The organism is Pseudomonas sp. PDM26, assembly GCF_019219185.1.
Lineage (GTDB): Bacteria > Pseudomonadota > Gammaproteobacteria > Pseudomonadales > Pseudomonadaceae > Aquipseudomonas.
The window spans coordinates 143,982-159,833 of sequence record NZ_JAHUWC010000009.1 but is presented as its reverse complement, the minus strand read 5'-3'; the positions used below and the strand labels follow the sequence as shown (position 1 = coordinate 159,833).

17 protein-coding genes, 1 tRNA gene and 2 pseudogenes are annotated in these 15,852 nt (G+C 51.1%); 14 read left to right on the top strand and 6 right to left on the bottom strand.

The window, feature by feature from the left end:
* Positions 1–3: 3 nt before the first annotated feature.
* The 7 genes and pseudogenes from KW849_RS18660 (at position 4) to KW849_RS18630 (ending at position 7,548) form a co-directional block, all read left to right on the top strand.
* Positions 4–861, top strand: a complete 858-nt coding sequence (locus KW849_RS18660; RefSeq protein WP_218430750.1) for a phage tail protein — start codon at positions 4–6, stop codon at positions 859–861.
* Positions 836–1,042 (top strand): tail protein X, encoded by a 207-nt coding sequence (locus KW849_RS18655; RefSeq protein ID WP_218430749.1) that lies wholly within the window; start codon positions 836–838, stop codon positions 1,040–1,042. The genes KW849_RS18660 and KW849_RS18655 overlap by 26 nt, the downstream gene beginning before the upstream one ends.
* 52 nt (positions 1,043–1,094) lie before the next feature.
* Positions 1,095–2,129 (top strand): phage late control D family protein, encoded by a 1,035-nt coding sequence (locus tag KW849_RS18650; RefSeq protein WP_218430748.1) that lies wholly within the window; start codon positions 1,095–1,097, stop codon positions 2,127–2,129.
* 202 nt (positions 2,130–2,331) lie between these two features.
* Positions 2,332–2,800 (top strand): annotated as a pseudogene (locus tag KW849_RS18645) (DNA adenine methylase).
* A 394-nt stretch (positions 2,801–3,194) separates the two neighbouring features.
* The gene (locus tag KW849_RS18640; protein ID WP_218430747.1) at positions 3,195–3,830 is read left to right on the top strand and encodes a helix-turn-helix domain-containing protein; all 636 of its coding nucleotides are present in this window, start codon (positions 3,195–3,197) and stop codon (positions 3,828–3,830) included.
* On the top strand, positions 3,827–6,055 hold the full coding sequence (locus tag KW849_RS18635; protein WP_218430746.1) for a KGGVGR-motif variant AAA ATPase: 2,229 nt from the start codon (positions 3,827–3,829) through the stop codon (positions 6,053–6,055). The genes KW849_RS18640 and KW849_RS18635 overlap by 4 nt, the downstream gene beginning before the upstream one ends.
* On the top strand, positions 6,052–7,548 hold the full coding sequence (locus KW849_RS18630; RefSeq protein ID WP_218430745.1) for a hypothetical protein: 1,497 nt from the start codon (positions 6,052–6,054) through the stop codon (positions 7,546–7,548). Before KW849_RS18635 ends, KW849_RS18630 begins: the two co-directional genes overlap by 4 nt.
* Before the next feature lie 536 nt (positions 7,549–8,084).
* Here KW849_RS18630 and KW849_RS18625 read toward each other — a convergent pair.
* Entirely contained in the window at positions 8,085–8,294 is a 210-nt protein-coding gene (locus KW849_RS18625; protein WP_218430744.1) for a hypothetical protein, read from the bottom strand.
* 405 nt (positions 8,295–8,699) lie between these two features.
* Here KW849_RS18625 and KW849_RS31410 point away from each other — a divergent pair, with 405 nt between their 5' ends.
* On the top strand, positions 8,700–8,825 hold the full coding sequence (locus KW849_RS31410) for a hypothetical protein (RefSeq protein ID WP_256357280.1): 126 nt from the start codon (positions 8,700–8,702) through the stop codon (positions 8,823–8,825).
* Between the two features lie 133 nt (positions 8,826–8,958).
* On the opposite strand, the gene KW849_RS18620 is transcribed toward KW849_RS31410, so the two are convergent.
* Positions 8,959–10,071, bottom strand: a complete 1,113-nt coding sequence (locus KW849_RS18620) for a hypothetical protein (protein WP_218430743.1) — start codon at positions 10,069–10,071, stop codon at positions 8,959–8,961.
* Positions 10,072–10,591: 520 nt separating this feature from the next.
* Here KW849_RS18620 and KW849_RS18615 point away from each other — a divergent pair.
* The 5 genes and pseudogenes from KW849_RS18615 to KW849_RS18595 all read left to right on the top strand — a co-directional run.
* Complete coding sequence (locus KW849_RS18615) at positions 10,592–11,047, top strand: GNAT family N-acetyltransferase (RefSeq protein WP_218430742.1); 456 nt, start codon at positions 10,592–10,594, stop codon at positions 11,045–11,047.
* A gap of 34 nt (positions 11,048–11,081) precedes the next feature.
* Positions 11,082–11,279 (top strand): hypothetical protein, encoded by a 198-nt coding sequence (locus KW849_RS18610; RefSeq protein ID WP_218430741.1) that lies wholly within the window; start codon positions 11,082–11,084, stop codon positions 11,277–11,279.
* A gap of 122 nt (positions 11,280–11,401) precedes the next feature.
* Complete coding sequence (locus tag KW849_RS18605; protein WP_218430740.1) at positions 11,402–12,631, top strand: abortive infection family protein; 1,230 nt, start codon at positions 11,402–11,404, stop codon at positions 12,629–12,631.
* A 445-nt stretch (positions 12,632–13,076) separates the two neighbouring features.
* A tRNA-Leu gene (locus KW849_RS18600) sits at positions 13,077–13,199 on the top strand.
* A gap of 194 nt (positions 13,200–13,393) precedes the next feature.
* Positions 13,394–13,657: pseudogene (locus KW849_RS18595) on the top strand (terminase large subunit domain-containing protein); the annotation flags it as partial.
* Between the two features lie 151 nt (positions 13,658–13,808).
* On the opposite strand, the gene KW849_RS18590 reads toward KW849_RS18595, so the two are convergent.
* Positions 13,809–14,108 carry a hypothetical protein gene (locus KW849_RS18590; protein ID WP_108217366.1) on the bottom strand — a complete coding sequence of 100 codons (300 nt, stop codon included), beginning with the start codon at positions 14,106–14,108 and terminating at the stop codon, positions 13,809–13,811.
* A gap of 399 nt (positions 14,109–14,507) precedes the next feature.
* Positions 14,508–15,074 (bottom strand): response regulator, encoded by a 567-nt coding sequence (locus KW849_RS18585; protein WP_218430739.1) that lies wholly within the window; start codon positions 15,072–15,074, stop codon positions 14,508–14,510.
* Between the two features lie 162 nt (positions 15,075–15,236).
* Here KW849_RS18585 and KW849_RS18580 point away from each other — a divergent pair, with 162 nt between their 5' ends.
* Positions 15,237–15,404 (top strand): hypothetical protein, encoded by a 168-nt coding sequence (locus KW849_RS18580; protein WP_158273943.1) that lies wholly within the window; start codon positions 15,237–15,239, stop codon positions 15,402–15,404.
* 31 nt (positions 15,405–15,435) lie between these two features.
* Here the strand turns inward: KW849_RS18580 and KW849_RS31405 are convergent, their stop codons facing one another.
* Positions 15,436–15,603, bottom strand: coding sequence for a response regulator transcription factor (locus KW849_RS31405; protein WP_371319154.1), 168 nt, complete (start codon positions 15,601–15,603; stop codon positions 15,436–15,438).
* A 6-nt stretch (positions 15,604–15,609) separates the two neighbouring features.
* Positions 15,610–15,828 (bottom strand): hypothetical protein, encoded by a 219-nt coding sequence (locus KW849_RS31400; RefSeq protein ID WP_256357279.1) that lies wholly within the window; start codon positions 15,826–15,828, stop codon positions 15,610–15,612.
* Positions 15,829–15,852 lie beyond the last annotated feature (24 nt).

Genomic DNA, 15,852 nt, shown 5'->3' with positions numbered 1-15,852 from the left:
GAAATGGCGGATGAAAAAACTTACCTGCAGCACCTGCAGGGCGGGCTGAAGTACATGGTCGACGCCGGTGAAGCCGGCCGCACGGACATTGAGTCGATGACCGGACCCATGAATGGCGCGCTGAATGAAATTAGCGGGGCGGCCGATGCGCTGGAAGGCCTGCCCTTTATCAGCGAGGACCTGAGCGACAAGACCCGGCGTCTGCAGGATGCGATCAACTCGGCGCAGGCCAAGATCGGCAAGGTGGCCAGCTACTACAACCAGACCCAGCGAGCCTTGGCGCAGTTTGAAGAGCACTTTTCCGCCCTGACCGAACAGATCGGCCGGTTTGGCGCGGCGTTCAACAAGGTGGCCGGCAAGGCCAATGCCGCGCTGGGCAACATCCTGCCCACGGAATGGTTTGCGGGCGACATGACGCCGATCCTGGAGGCGGTGACGCCGTTCCCGCACCTTCTAATCATTTACCCGCTCAAGCCCAACGAGCGGCCGTATTACTTCAATCTGGACACCGCGGCGTTCGATGAACTACGGCGACAGACCTCATTTCGCTGGGCTGCGCAGGAACGCCTGACACGGCGGCCGGCGCAACAAGCCGTGGGCCAAGGTGAGGAAAAAATCGCCATCAAGGGCGCGATCTACCCGAGCTTCAAAGGCGGGCTAAAGCAGTTGGATACGCTGCGCAGCATCGGCGCCAAGTTGCTGCCACTGAACCTGACTACCGGTTATGGCGAGGTGTTGGGCAACTGGTGTTTGACCAATATTGAAGAAGAGCAAAGCGCCTTACTGCCCGGAGCTATCCCGCGCAAGCAGGGTTTTTCATTGGAGTTTGTCCGCTATGGCGATGACCTGCAGAACAGCTGACGGGGATCTGCTCGACACCCTGTGTCACCACTATTACGGCCACCTGAACCGCAGCGTCGAAGCGGTGCTGGCAGCCAATCAGGGCCTGGCCGATGAGCCACAACCGTTCCGGGCCGGCGTGCTGATCAGGCTGCCGGACCTGGTGATCGAGACTGACAGCGTCATTTCGTTGTGGGACTGATCCCGTTACCGAGCCTGCCCAGTGCGGGCTTTTTCTTGTCCGGAGTACCGACATGCAACCGCTGTTTCGTATCGTCGCCGACGGCGCCGACATCACCACCTTGATCAATGATCGGCTGGTCTCGCTGCAGCTGGCCGATCGGCCCGGCATGGCCTCGGATTCGTTCGAACTGCGCATCGATGACCGTGACGGGGCGGTGTCGCTGCCCGTGCGTGGCGCCAGTATCGAGGTCTACCTGGGTTATGCCGGCGCCGACCTGACCCGCATGGGTCGCTACACCGTAGATGAAGTCGCGGTCTCCGGCCCGCCGGACACGCTGGTGATCAGTGGCAAGGCCAGCGACATGCGCGGCAGCGGCAAGACCACGCGCAGCGGCAGTTGGGAGGATGTCAGCCTGGCGCAAATTGTGGGTGACGTGGCTGCGCGCAATGGCTGGCAGCCGTCGTGCTCGGTCGAGACCCGGGTGCCGCGCATGGATCAGCTCAATGAGTCGGACTTCAATTTCATCACCCGGGTGGCCAAAAAACACGACTGCACCGCCAAGGTGGCCGACGGCAAGCTGCTGGTCCTGCCGCGACAGGGCGGGCAAAGCGCCAGTGGCAGGGCCTTGGGTGTGATTACCTTGCAACGAAATGACGTGACCCGCTGGCAGTTTCGCTTGAGCGACCGCAGTGCCCATCAAGGGGTCAGCACCCAGTACCAGGACCCGGCCAGCGGTGAATTGCAGATCTCGCACCTGGACAACCCCAACGTGCCCGAAGGCCTGCCGCCGGTGCATACCGATCGCCATCTCTACCCGGACCGCACGGCGGCCGATGAAGCAGCGAAAGCGCGTCTGGCGGCGTTCAATCGTTCGACTGCCTCGGTACGCCTCGACCTGCCCGGTCGGACTGACCTGTTTGCCGAAATCATGATTGAGGCGCAAGGCTTCAAGCGCGGACTCGATGGTGAATACCTGGTGGAGTCGGTGGATCACACCTTCACCCCGTCCGGGTGGACGGTGTCGGTCGAGTGCAACGGCGGCAAGGAGGGCAAGGCCAAGGCTTCCGGCAAGTCGCAGAAAGTCGTGCTCGACGTGGTCGATTGATTGCCCGGGTGCGTGAGTCGTGCCCGGTCAAAGAAGTTTGAGTCTCAACGTAAAAGGAGCGGCCAGTCTGGATGCGTCAACATCCAGCCTGGCCACCGTCCCCGCAGATTGTCCCTGCAAGTCCCGCCAAGGCTCCTGCCCTGTGCACAAAGCACAGCGAGCCTAGAACCTGTTTATTTATACAGTAAAGATCTTGCTATCCATGTCTTCACCCATCATCCCCTGGATGGGAGGCAAACGCCGTCTAGCCGATCGCCTCATTCCGCTGTTTCCACCCCACGAATGCTACGTCGAAGTCTTTGCCGGCGGTGCCGCGCTGTATTTTATGCGGCCCCAAGCTGCACCGGTCGAAGTCCTCAACAACATCAACGGTGACCTGGTGACGTTGTATCGCGTGGTGCAAAACCACCTTGAAGAGTTCGTGCGCCAGTTCAAATGGGCGCTCAGCTCGCGCCAGGTGTTTGAGTGGCAGAAGATGACCCGCCCGGAAACCCTCACTGATGGTCAGCATCAACGACCATCCGGACATCCGTCGAGTGTTCGAGGGCTTTCACTTCGAGACACTGGACATCAGGTACAGCAATACCAACCAACGGCAGGGCAAGGCCGAAGTCAGCGGAGAGTTGGTGATCATGAGCTGGCAACCGGTGGCGTTAGGTGGCTTGTTTTGACAAAGAGGTGCAATAACCCGGCTGTGCTCCCGAACAACTCTGGTCTTTTAATCTAAGCACAGAGAAAAATTTGAATCTAAAGCAGATGATCGGTGATTTTCACCTCAGGGCTTGTAATCCATGCGCTAAATTTTTTGAAGCTTGGTGGATATTTGGCGTTTATTTCAACCCAGTAGGTCGATTTTTTGCCGTACTCGGCCAGAGCCTGACTAGCGGAGTGCCCAAAATCGGGCATTGATCGCGAAAGGTCCAAAATACGATGAAAGGGTATTGCAAATACCTTGGTTAAGGGTGTCTGAGCGCATCGGCAGGCGATCAAGTACCCATCATTGATCCGTCATTGATGAATGGTGCAGATGAGCTTATAGTTCGTGAAAGCATAGGAGGGGCTGGTATGTCTACGGATCTGAAGCACGAATTGGCTCTCACAGACGGTGCGCTAAGCGCCGCATCAGTGTCTGTAATCGCAGACAAGTTGGAAGTGGCATTCTCTTCTGGGAATAGAAGTGATTTGGCAAACTTGTCGGAGCAGATTGATGGTTTATATAAGTTTATGTTCAAAAAATCTCCGGAAGCGCGCGAAGTATTAATGTCATTTGATCGTTCTCCATTGCCTCAAAGAATACTTTACTCAATGGGGCAGTTGAGTTTTGCCTCAAAGTTCGCTGGGCAGGTTTTGCACAAGCGAGAGAGTGAGCAGTTTTTCACGCTGTTAAACACTTATTCAAAATATGTAGATATTTTGGTCGAGGTGGATTGCTCTGGTGTCGAGCTTGCTGGAAAGTTGCGTTTGGCACCGGAGACTATAAGTCGTAATCTCAAAAGACTTCGGGATGCGGGAATTGCCGATTATCGTAGAGAGGGTACCGTACTGATAAACTTCCTGACTCCTGCGGCCCGGGCTGTGCTTGGATGCTCCAATATGTCGAGTAGAGTTTCATCAGTTCAAAAGGCTATAAGCTCTTTGACTAGCCATTTGAATCCTGAAATGCGTATCCAAGTTATTCTAGGCGCGAGGGCTATGGCGTGAGTGTATATGGTAGCGGGAAGATTATTACTTTCTACTCATACAAAGGCGGCGTAGGTCGTACAATGGCTCTTGCGAATGCCGCATTTTTGGCTGCGACCAATGGTTATAGAGTTCTTGTAATGGACTGGGATCTTGAAGCGCCCGGTCTTGCGTACTATTTTCGGGGTCTGCTAGATGGCACTGCTGCTAGAGAAATGAAGGATGCCCCAGGCGTACTTGATTTCTTGTGGGAATGGAGTAGCAGTGTAGCCGCCTTGTCTGATGAGGATGATGTAGATTCCTTTATCGGTAAGTTTTTTAATTCCAAGCCCTTCGAGAGATGTGTCAGCTCTCTAGCAGATTCTGATCTGATGCCTATGATCAAAAAGCTAGACTATATCGGTAGCGGTGCTCGCTCAATTGTTGGGGCAGAATCAAGAAGTTATGAAGAAGCGTTGGCAGCATTTTCCTGGCAAGACTTTTTTAATGAAAGAGCAGGCGGGTATTTGCTTGAACGGCTAAAAGAGTGGGCCAGAGAGAATTATGATTTTATATTTATCGATAGTAGGACTGGATTTGCAGATGTTTCAGGCATCTGTACGATGCAGTTGCCGGATATTGTAGCGCTATGCTTTGTCTTGAATCGGCAAAATATTGATGGAGTTGCGCGAGTCTCAGTATCTATACGCGAGCAATTAAAAGACAAAGTGAAAATCCGAGCTATTCCTATGCGAGTTGCTAGGATTGATACTTCAGAAGAGAGCGACGCTAGAGCGCGGGCAATTTCAGATCTTACCCGTATTGGGCAATTTTCTTCATTGGAAATTGTGGATGACTTCAAGGCATTGCAAATTGTTTCCGATGAAAATATGCCTTTCTATGAAACACTTGCTCCGCTTGTTACGGAAGATCCGGCACTACATCCGTTATCAGTGAGCTATTTGCGAATGGCTAACAGCCTACTAGGTGTCGATCTCAAAATACCAGCTTTCAGTCCGGACTTTATAGAACTCGCTCGGCGCCGACTTATGCCGAGGCAGGCTACTCTGGAATATATTAGAAAACTTGGAGGGTTTGAACCTGAGCGAGCTCTGGATGAATTGCGGAATCTTATTGAGGGCGCACTAGAGACACAGTATGAGGTCGGCGAAATAGAGTTTGAGTATGTCAAGGCTTTGGTCGAAGCTGTAGATAATGTAAACGACTTTGCTGAACCTGAAATTCCAATGCTTGTTAGGTCGCGCAGTATAGAGCTGGTTAGGGTGCTATACGCGGCGGATCACCAAAAATGGCGTGCCATGTTTCAACAAGTACTTGAGTCGATGGTTGAAACCTTTTGGTTTATGCAGTCCTTTGATCTTCAGTTAAGTTTTCTGGAGGAGCTGGATGGCGTTCTTGCCGAGTCACCGACGGTTGCGAGTTCAATTAAGAGAATAAGCTACAAACGCAAAGCAGTTCCAGTTGTTGCCAGGTTAAATGGTGAATCCGATGGTGTGGAACAGATTCTTGCTGAAATATCTTACTTGATTGAAAGTATTGAGCAGAATTACCAGAGTTTAGCTGCTGATCAGTTGGAATATCTCGCTACGTCAAGAGCGGACGTTGAGTTTATGCGCGGGACGCACTGTGCTATTTCTGACGAAGAGCGTGTTGAGTTGTTTTGTAAGGCGCTTTCAATACTGATTGAGTTTGATGGCGTGCTTGGTGGTGATGCCCGATCTCTTATTTTTACTCTCAATGTACGAGTTGCCGAAACTTTAGGTAGTGAAGATAAACGAGATATTGCACGTTATTTACTTAATGCGTTTAAAATTTGGCCGAGTGGGTATCTAGGGGTCAGCCAGTTCAACCGGATTTCACGGCTTATTGTTGAGTTGGAAGGGCACTCTAAAGCAGAGGTTGCATACGAATTTTTAACTGTGGCACTTTTATCGCAGAGCGATAGAACCCTGCTGGCAAATGCTTTCGGTCGCTCTACTCATGGGATATTGGTGATTCTAGAAAGCATAACGGATATGTTGTTTTGTCTAGACTCTAATATGGATGTTGGAAAAGCTGTTGGAGATGCCGCAGAAACTCTCGATGCGATATGTCGAAACTTTCTACGGCGAAGAGATACTTTGAAAAATGAAGATGTTGAAAAAATCCAAAGCCCAATTCTTAGGGTTGTAGAATCCTTGGAAAAATTAGGTGTGGATGTATTTAGCTATCCTAATCTAATTAGGGCTAGGAGCTTTTTCGCATGACTGAGTGTCCGCAGAAGGGTGAAGCGAATTTGCTTTTCGAAGCGCTTTCTAGCTTTGATGATATCGCATGGGCTTTTGTATCGTGTTGGCGGATAGCTTGTAAATGGCTACCATCTGATCTGACAAATTCAGATGCACATGATTTTGATCGATGTGCGGATTTTTCTGCATCATTAGAGCAGGATGCGACGGATTTTATTGAGAGGCTCAAAGTTCACCTGAGTCAGCCATTGGATGGGCCTTTTCTTCGTGGCGTGATTTTAGATGCTATGAAAGTTTTGGATCAATTTTTTCTCCGTATTCATCCTAGATCGCTAACGCTTTCTCCAGCAGTAAGAGCGGCGGTTAATCTGCCGACTTGGTTGATAAAGTATAGGCAGGATAGACTTACGAAGGGGAAGTACTGGTCGGATGATGTATCTTACTTAGTACCTAGAGGGCCATTGTGTCGAAAAAATCGAGGAGAGTTCGAGTCGTCCGGGGAATCTTTACTAGATCGATTTTCCGCTCTTTCGGTTGTTCCATGTTCAGTTAAAATCTATGACACCCCATTTCAGATTGAAATAAAAGTAGTGCAGCCGGGGGTTGACTCCGGGGTAAGCGTGGTTTCAGAGTTTGGCTTGGAAAAATTCGCAGCAATCCCCGTTGGAGAAGATAAAGAAGATATCAGTTTTGAAGAGCGTACTGCTTTTGGCAGTAATCGGGCTCGTTATTTTGCCTCGCCGAATTATGATGTTGTCGAAGCAGTGATTGGTGTGCTGCATCAGTGCAAGGGGATAGATGTTGCAGTCGCCTCTGAGTTTCTAGTTCATGAAGAGCATGCAAATGAAATTTGTGCAAGACTTCACGAAGTAGATGCCGCGCCGAATGTTTTTGTTGCAGGCTCGGGGAACACAGTTAGTCAGTTAGAAGGCCAATCTTGGAATGAATCAAGGGTAGTCAACTCGCTAGGTATCGAGTTATGGAGGCAAAGAAAACTATGGCCCTCGGGAATCAGTTGTGTAGCAGCAACTAAATACGGAATGGCCGATCCAGGATCAGCTACAGTCAAGGAAGATAATAAGTCTGGATCTACACTTTTTATCGTAGATCTGGATGGTGTCGGACGGTGCGTGGTTTTGATTTGCCAAGATCTCCAGGCGATGCCTATGGCTGAAGATGTGGTCGTACATTATCAGCCTGATTGGGTTTTTACGCCAATTCTCGATACAGGGGTGAGCGTCGGGCGGTGGGGCCATCAACGAGCGTTTTCACTCTCGAACAGATCTCAAGCCAAGTTCGCAATAGTTTCGAGCCTTTCGTTAAGTAAGTACTGGCCTGACCCTGGTGAAGGTCATTGTGCAATGCTGGTAGGACCGTTAGAGCCGAAAGATAAGCATACCCCCAAGCGAACTTACGCATTGCTTAAATGCGATAGCGGTCACACTCCAGGTTGGTCAGTTATTCAATGGGGTTCCGAAGATCCTCGCTGGCGTGCTAGCGATTTAAAATAATTGTTGCCAAGTTTTGGTGAATTTCAGAGGTTGACAACTTTCAATGTGTCTGGTGAGGGGTGGCGAGCCTGTTAGCCAGTCTCACCATGTCAATTGTAATACGATTTATTTGCCGAAAGTTGGATTTGCCTAATTTGGGAAATGGGGTGTTTTTCCGGCCAAATTAACTGAGTACTGGATAAAGAAAATGTGATTTCTGTCGGTTTCATGGTTTCATGGTTTCATGGTTTCATGGTTTCATGGTTTCATGGTTTCATGGTTTGTGGCTGGGCGGGGTGAATTGCATTAGACGTTACAGCCAGATTCACCTTTCGCAATTTTCAATATCACCTGCTTTATGATGGGCGCATTCAACAGATTGTTTGTATTTTTACTCTGGAAAGGGACGCGTTAATACCCTAAGATCAGAACTTCCGTTAAATTTATTGTGTCTTCGAAGATCCTGATGAACGTCGTATTGATGAAGACTAGGCATTTAGTTGACAGTTCTTCACCATCGCTGCTTTTAATGAATCGCAGATTTAGGCCGATAGTAGTCAATCTGGTGTCATCAACACCGCGAGGGTCATTTTTATGAACTCTTCATTTCTGTCGATGGCTTCCATGCATCCGCGCACGTTATCTGCGACATCAGCTGAGCCCCGCTGCTCTATCCAATTCGACAGCTCCATGATGGCCGCTTCGAGCGCGAGCTGATTTTCGTTGATCTTGAATAGCAGGGAAGGGAGCAAGTCAGAGTTTGGCATCGTGGATCCTCCGTAATGAGGTAAGCCTAGCATCTGAAAAGCTTGGTGTTTAAGGTGCGTATTCGGTCGCCAGAATTGCGGATGTTTGGGCCAATTTTTGGGGCAATGGAGAGAAAATCAGGGGGTTGGTGAGGTTTGCCGCCCCTCTATTTGTTGACTTGTGTCTTCAGAGTAACCAATCAGAACTGCATCGTAATGGATGCTGAAGAAGAGCATTAGTAAAGGGGAAAGGGGAAAGGGCGGATTATTGCCGGAGGTTTCCGGAGGAGTTGCGGAAATAGCCGAAAAGATGCGGAAATGATCGCTCTGACGGCACACCGGGTTGCCCAACCTCAGAAACGACAAAGCCCTGAATAATCAGGGCTTTGTCGTATAAAGATGGCGGAGGCGATGGGAGTCGAACTCATGGACCTGTTACAGTCGATGGTTTTCAAGACCGTCTCCTTTTGGCCGTTTTCTGCCTGTGGCAACGGGCAGCAATCGGCCGATTCTGTTGAAAAAGTCGGTACGCCCAAACAGCCTGGTCATTGACTGGTTAAAACGCTTTTTTGCACACTGCTACGTGAAATCTGAAGAATCGGCCAGAAGCAGTCACTCGCTGCCATCAGAGTCATCCTAGGATTCCCCCGCCAGCATCAATATCGTGATCTTTCCCCAGTATTTTTTACCGCTGAATTCGGTTATCAATCAAAAGCTGATCAGTGACAGGCTGGTTGAGGGCGCCTGTGGCGGCAAGGGCGATGTTTCTTGCCACAGCGTCAACTGGATCATCAAGCGTTCCAAGGAGTTGAAACTCAGACGCGCCAACGTAGCGGGCCTTCTGTTCATCCTCGCCGGTGAAGGACTGCTCTGCTCCCGTCTGCCATGACTGCCTAGATCGAATCTGGCGCAACGTACCTGCATCTAATACCTTTGCCAACAGCAATACGTTCTTCCGGTCGCCAATTCTATTTAAGAGATAGCCCGTCCCAAGATTTTTGTTCCAGATTGGCTTCACCATTATCATATGCAGCGTCTTGATTCCTCGACGTGCTAAATCCTGCATTACTTGCAACTGACCATTGTTAATGCCAAAAGAGAGTTTCCCGGAGTTTCTCTCAATATGCGGGAACTTGTGCTTTACCTCTAACTGCATGAGAGAGTTGTCTGGCAATCGCGCCAAGCTGTCAATGTCCCAGACACCATCGAAAAAAGGTTGTATCGCACAGTTTTTAAACAGCCGATGAAGGACGACATGCTTAAAGAGATCATCGCTATAGTGGCTGAAAATACCGGCCCAGAAGGCTTGTTGAGATCGATTCTCGTCAATTACCGACTTCGATGGAATCCTGAACCGGGGAGCCGAATGCCTTCGCTTTTCCAGCATGAAAGACTGAATAGGGATGTTGGTTTGCTCTCCCCATTTCTTAATGAAGAAATCACGGCTCATCTCGTCGTAGTAGCAATCAAACAGGAACTCACCCTGACCGGACGAAGGGGCCAGAAGATGGCACAGGTCCGCTGCTGCTTGACCGGTCTCGGAGTGGTCCCACACCCACCAAGAGTTTACGAATTTCTTTTGTGGCTTTTCCTTTACCGTCAGAGTCCTTACGAGAGAAACCGGCAAAACATCGATTCCTTGAGCAACCAGCTTGCCGAGGTACTCATTGAACACAGCCTCAATGACCAATCCTTCAAGCATTCTGCTCTTGTCAGACCGGACAAGTATTTCCTTTAGCTGCTCGATGTTGTCTAGGGGAATATCTCGGAGAGGCCCAAAAGTGGTCAGCAAGCTCATTTAGTGTCGTCCTTGTACTACACATCAAAGCCGATTCTGGCCAAGCCCTAGAAAATTAGCAACCTCCAGAAAAAATAAACCACTCCAACTCAGAGACTTGAATAATCGTGGGACAGACCACGATATTGATCACTGACAAGGGATGTCTGGGACTGACTATGTTGGCAGAAGGCGACTGTTTCTGGCCGACTACCGCCCGACGCGAAGGACTGCTATGGGTCGATTCTGTTGAAAAAGTCGATCAGCCCAAACGGCCTGGTCATTGACTGGTTAAAATGCCTTTTTTGCACGCTGCTACGTGAAATCCGAGTCCAGCAGTCTCTGCCGAAAGTAAAGATTTCAATCTCGGACGCATACTTTTCTGCTGCGGAAACCATGGCCGACTTTTTCAACAGAATCGGTCGATTGCTGCCTGTCGCGAAGGGGAGGAAACGGCCAAAAGCAGCCATTAGCTTTTCGTTTTTGTCTGTGAGGCCAAATCCTTCTACGATCAAGCAATGACACGGAAGGAGCTATCTTCATGGATTATCTGATTCGAAACGCTATGAATGCAGATGCGCCGGCTATTAGTCGAACGATCATCAACACTCTCCGCGAGTCCAATGCTCAGGACTACTCATCCGAAATCATTGATCAAGTGGCTCAAAGCTTTTCTCCCTTAGCGATCCTTCATTTGTTGACTGAGCGTCAGGTACTCGTAGCTACAGTCGACAGTCATATCGTCGCAACAGCGAGTCTTGATCAGGACGTTGTCCGAAGCGTGTTTGTCGACCCGAGCTATCAAGGAAAGGGTATCGGAAGACACCTGATGGAGAGGATTCAATCAATCGCCATAAACGCAGGTTTAAACCTGCTATGCGTTCCCTCTTCAATCACCGCAGAGGGCTTTTATGCTTCGCTTGGCTTTAAAAAAATCCGAGACGAGTTTCACGAATCGGAGCGTACGATCATCATGGCGAAGACATTTGAACTGTAGCGCTACAGCGTCCTAGGAGGCACCAGGATCGAAAATGGATTTCATCTTTGACATCTTGATCAACCTGTTGGCTTATCGGATTGGCGTTTACGTGCTACGCCTGCTGAGTGGCGGTCGTTTCAAGGGAGAAAGCGGTTTTGCCTGGGGCTTGGCACTCGCCATCGGCTGCTTGGTGCTGTTCGCACCTTTCGTGGCTCTCATAGCCTTGCTCATCCATATCAGTGGCGGATGAGGTGATGATCGCTATGGGTCGTAAGCGGCTACGAGCGAATGTCCGCTAATTGCAGAGCTAGGACATCGCTATGCTTGGATAGATAGATTTCGCAATTACCAGCAAGGATAGGAGCAGGTGCGATGGAACAGACAGAACAAATACTTGCAACAGTCCACGCGCTCCTGCGTGCAGAGGGTATGAGCGAAGCTGCTGCCATCGTACGCGAGTATCCCGCGCATATTGAACAGACGGGTTACGACAATTGGAATGGAGGTACAAACATCTGTGATGTGCAGTTCAAGCTGCCCGCTCAGGATTACGCCCGGCTAGGAGCTAAACGCAGCCAATTAGAAGAGCAAATTACAGCTCGACTGAGGACTGCTATCGAGCCTGAAACGCAGGATTGGTATTCAGCCAAGATCGTGCCGGCAAGAGAACAACGTACTGACTGGAGATCTGACTCATCAGATCTCCCGCGGCAAGTCCGCGTTAACATCTTGGATGGCCTACGTTTGGAAAATGTGGCCTGGTATGGTCAGCTCGACGACGTCGAGTTCTTGAGTCGTCTGTTCGACCTTCAGCAACTTCCGTCCACAGACAGTAGGTTCAAGGATGCTGCAGGTGATATTTGGCAGCATCGCTATAACAATGATGACTGGGAAAATGACTGGGTCTACACAGATCCTCGCTTTCAGCTGATTGACGGTCCGGTGGAGCAGTTCCTACGGTTTCTCTGTGAGATCGTGCATCCAATTGTCCGTCCCGATCGCGATGAGGCACTTAAGTTAGTGCTCCATTTCAACGATCAGCTTCGATCTACTGGTTGGGAGGTCTATGAAGAGGAGCGCATTGCTGGCCGACCACGCTTTTCCTTCCACCAACGCAGCAGCTCGTCCCGAGCCGTTCTTAGAGCTAAGACAGTCGCAGAGGCTCTCGACGCAGGCTGGATGGCGAAGGAAATCGAGCGCCTGGAAAATTCTATTGATCGTGACCCTGCCTTGGCTATTGGTACAGCAAAAGAACTCATTGAAACATGCTGCAAATCCATTCTGACAAAGCGGGCCATTCCATTTACCAAATCCGAGGATCTCGGCGATCTCACCAAGAAAGTCGCGAAGGAGCTGCAGCTCGTCCCAGAGGGCATAACGGATGCTACGAAGGGGGCGGATAACATTCGTTTGATTCTTCGGAATCTTACCCAACTCACGAACAATCTTGCTCAGTTGCGTGGACTATACGGCACAGGACATGGGAGAGACGGCCAACATCGCGGACTTCAGCCGCGGCATGCTCGGCTTGCTGTAGCTTCCGCGGTTGCCTTTATCGACTTTGTGTCGGAGACCTTCCGCCACAGAGAAGGCTTGAACTGAATCGCCACTAATTTCGTAGACGCATCTGAATGACTACTATTGGCTGTGGATTCAACCGGTCGATGCAACACAACTAAATTCTTCGTTTTTGCCGATCATTTGCAGGGAGCCTCGAACGTTTCCGGCTACGGTCGGCCAGACGCCCGGGAGTACCGAAAAAGGTGTGGGGACTTTTTCGGGGATTCGCTAATTTCGGTTTGGCTCTGTAAGGCACCGTTTGCAGCGAGCGCCAGTAGAAGACTCAGCAAATGCTGGGCTTTATGCCCATTTCAAGCATGGGGTGCTTGGGGTCGAGACGACACCAGTAGAGCGCGTGAAGTATGCATGATCGGCATATCACTGATGGTTATCACGCTGCCTGAGTGCACATTTTCGATGCTTGAATCATGGTTTTTTTGGACCGCAATCTTCTAAGGTTATGCGGAAACATTGGGCTGTATGGCAAGCCAATAGGCTTGATTGCGGTCCGGAAAACCTATTGGAAGCCCCAGTCTGATTGATTTTCCCTCGGGACTTAAAATCCCCCGCTCGTAAGGGCGTGCCGGTTCGATTCCGGCTTCGGGCACCATGAATATCAAGGGCTTGCGTGAGATACCTCATGCAGGCCCTTAGTTTTTTATTGCCGCAATTTTTGAATCTTGCCGCAATTCCTACTTTGTTGACGTCACTTTCTTACCTTTTCGATTACGGATGTAATGCTTGGTCATCACGACGGTGGTGTGATCTAGTTGGTCTATCGCCTCTCGAATGTTGCCGGTTAACGCCGGGCTGCACTTTCTGGGCACAAACGCTCGCACCGCCGAGGGCTACCACGGCAATTTCTACTTCGACGAATTCTTCTGGACGTTCAAGTTCAACGAACTGAACAAAGTTGCCAGCGGCATGGCGATGCAGAAGCAATACCTGCGCACCTATTTTTCGACGCCGTCGAGCATGGCCCACGAGGCCTACACGTTCTGGACCGGTGAGCGCTTCAACAAGGGCAAACTGGCGGCCCAACGGCTCACGTTGGACGTGTCCCACGACAACCCGAACAGCGTGTGGGTGAAGGATGCTGTGGCTGCCTACGTGTCTGCGGCTGTTCAAATGCTGAGTTGAGCGCCTGACCGGCGGAGTTTCCCAGCCGGCCGACGATAGTGAAATATCACTGGCCGGCAGTCGTCATGGAGCCAGGCATTTATCGCTTCCCCTTCATACAGACTACGGAAAGATAAGCACCCCAAAGAACACCACACAGGGCAAGTATGAGCTCCGGATTGAAAATGCCCTGATCGACCGGCCCCACCAGTATTTCGCTATAAAGGCACATGGCGCCCGCGATCAACGCAATAAAGTAGCCGGTCCGGGTTCTAGTCCGGCGCAGCAACAGAACCTTTTTCAGACCCTCGTCTTTCCATTCTTGAAGGGGCATGAGTTGGATCTCCTCCAGCAACACCACACCCCACAGCAACGCACACAACCAATAACCTATCATCATAATGTCCTCCAGTTAGAACATTGGTTCAACATGAATGCAGCGCGCACTCCGCGCTCAACTTACGAATATCGATTCCAGAGTCTTTTCTGACTCGTGCAATTTGCTCACATGCATATCCATATCCTGAAGCAGACGAGAAGGTTCAAGCGGCTGCCATGGACGGGGAGTCCGAGCGGAGCACGCCCGGTCTCGTTGCCAGTGGTCGCATCCCGCTGGACCAGGTCGGCGGCGTCGAAGTCATACTCCCAGCGGTGTCCCATGCGCGTTTGCACAGATGGAACAGAACTATCAAGGTTGAGGCCAGCACGATTTCTGTCGCAAGCAGCTGATTGGCGTCCAACTCCACGCGAGGCCACCATACATAGAGAATGAACCGTGCGGCATCCGGCGTGGCAAACGCTATGGCCACTGCCAGCAAGGTGATGACGCCATGCGACATGACGTGCCGCAGCACGGCGAGAAAGTCGTGTTCTTTGCTGATTGGTTCCATGGGGTACCGCTCCCATTTGGGAATGATTGCCAGCAGAAAAAATCTTCTGATAACAAGGACTGGGCTAAACGCTCCAACATGCGGCGCATGATGGCCAGTTCATGGTTCTTGTCGTAGAAGGCGTAGGCTCCCGCTTTTGTGAAGTACCTCCAATCTGTCGGATCAGCACAATTGCTGACCACTATGACTTTTGTCCGCGGATACTCAGCTGCGACCACACGCAATACTTCCATGCCCTGACCGTCGCCGAGGTTGACGTCCAGCAAGACGACATCGGGCGGTTCACGCCGGATGGCAGCGATGGCGGTCGATGCGCGGTGGAACACCCCGGCAAGTGACAGGCCCGCGATCTGCGGCGACACCGTGCGCCGCAGCGCTGGCACAACGTTCGAATCCTCAACGACAAACAGGCGCAACGGGCCTGTATCTCTGGCTGGCATCAGTGCAGTCAATGGTTCGGTGTGGGTGACCTGCATGATTTCACCTGACTTTTTTGACATGGCGTTACAAGACGCTGACGAAGACAACTCCATTCAGCGGACGGAAATTTTCCGAGAGGTAAATGTGCCTGATTGGAACGGACCCCACCATCGGCGTTAGCCGGAGTTCTTTGTGGCGATATCGGCCAAGCGCTTGTAGTGATTCCACTACAAGCAGGCTGGATCGGGCGACGCTTCGGCGAAGCCGGGCATGTGCTGCGCATCATTCCTGCACAGTTCGTCAAACCGTACCTGACGTTCAATCAGGACGATTCAATGATGCCCGGGCGTTTACCGCAGAGCGTGGAGGATGCCGAGAACGATTGAGTGACTCGGCTGCGTCGGATGGCAGGGTGTTCTAAGTCAACAGGCCGTTTTCAAGTGCATAGCGGGCCAGTTTCGCGTTGCTGTCCATCCCGGTTTTTTCCAGGATACGTGCCCGGTACGTCGTGACGGTACTCGGGCTCAAGTGCAATATCTGCGCGATGCGGACAATTCTCTCGCCTGAAGCAAGGAGCTTTAGCACTTCAAGTTACCGGTCGGATAACGCTTCGTGGGGTGCCCCGTCGCCTCTGCCGATAGCGTTGACCAGTTTTTCTGCCAGCTCAGGACTGACGTGCTTGCCGCCTGAGGCCACCTTGCGAACTGCCGCAACCGGGGTGGCTGCGGAAATATCCTTGGTGAGGTATCCCGCTGCGCCGTGCTTGATTGCGCGTAACGCATTGGCCTCGACCGAATGCATGCTCAACATCAGAACGGCGAGCCTGGGTCGGTT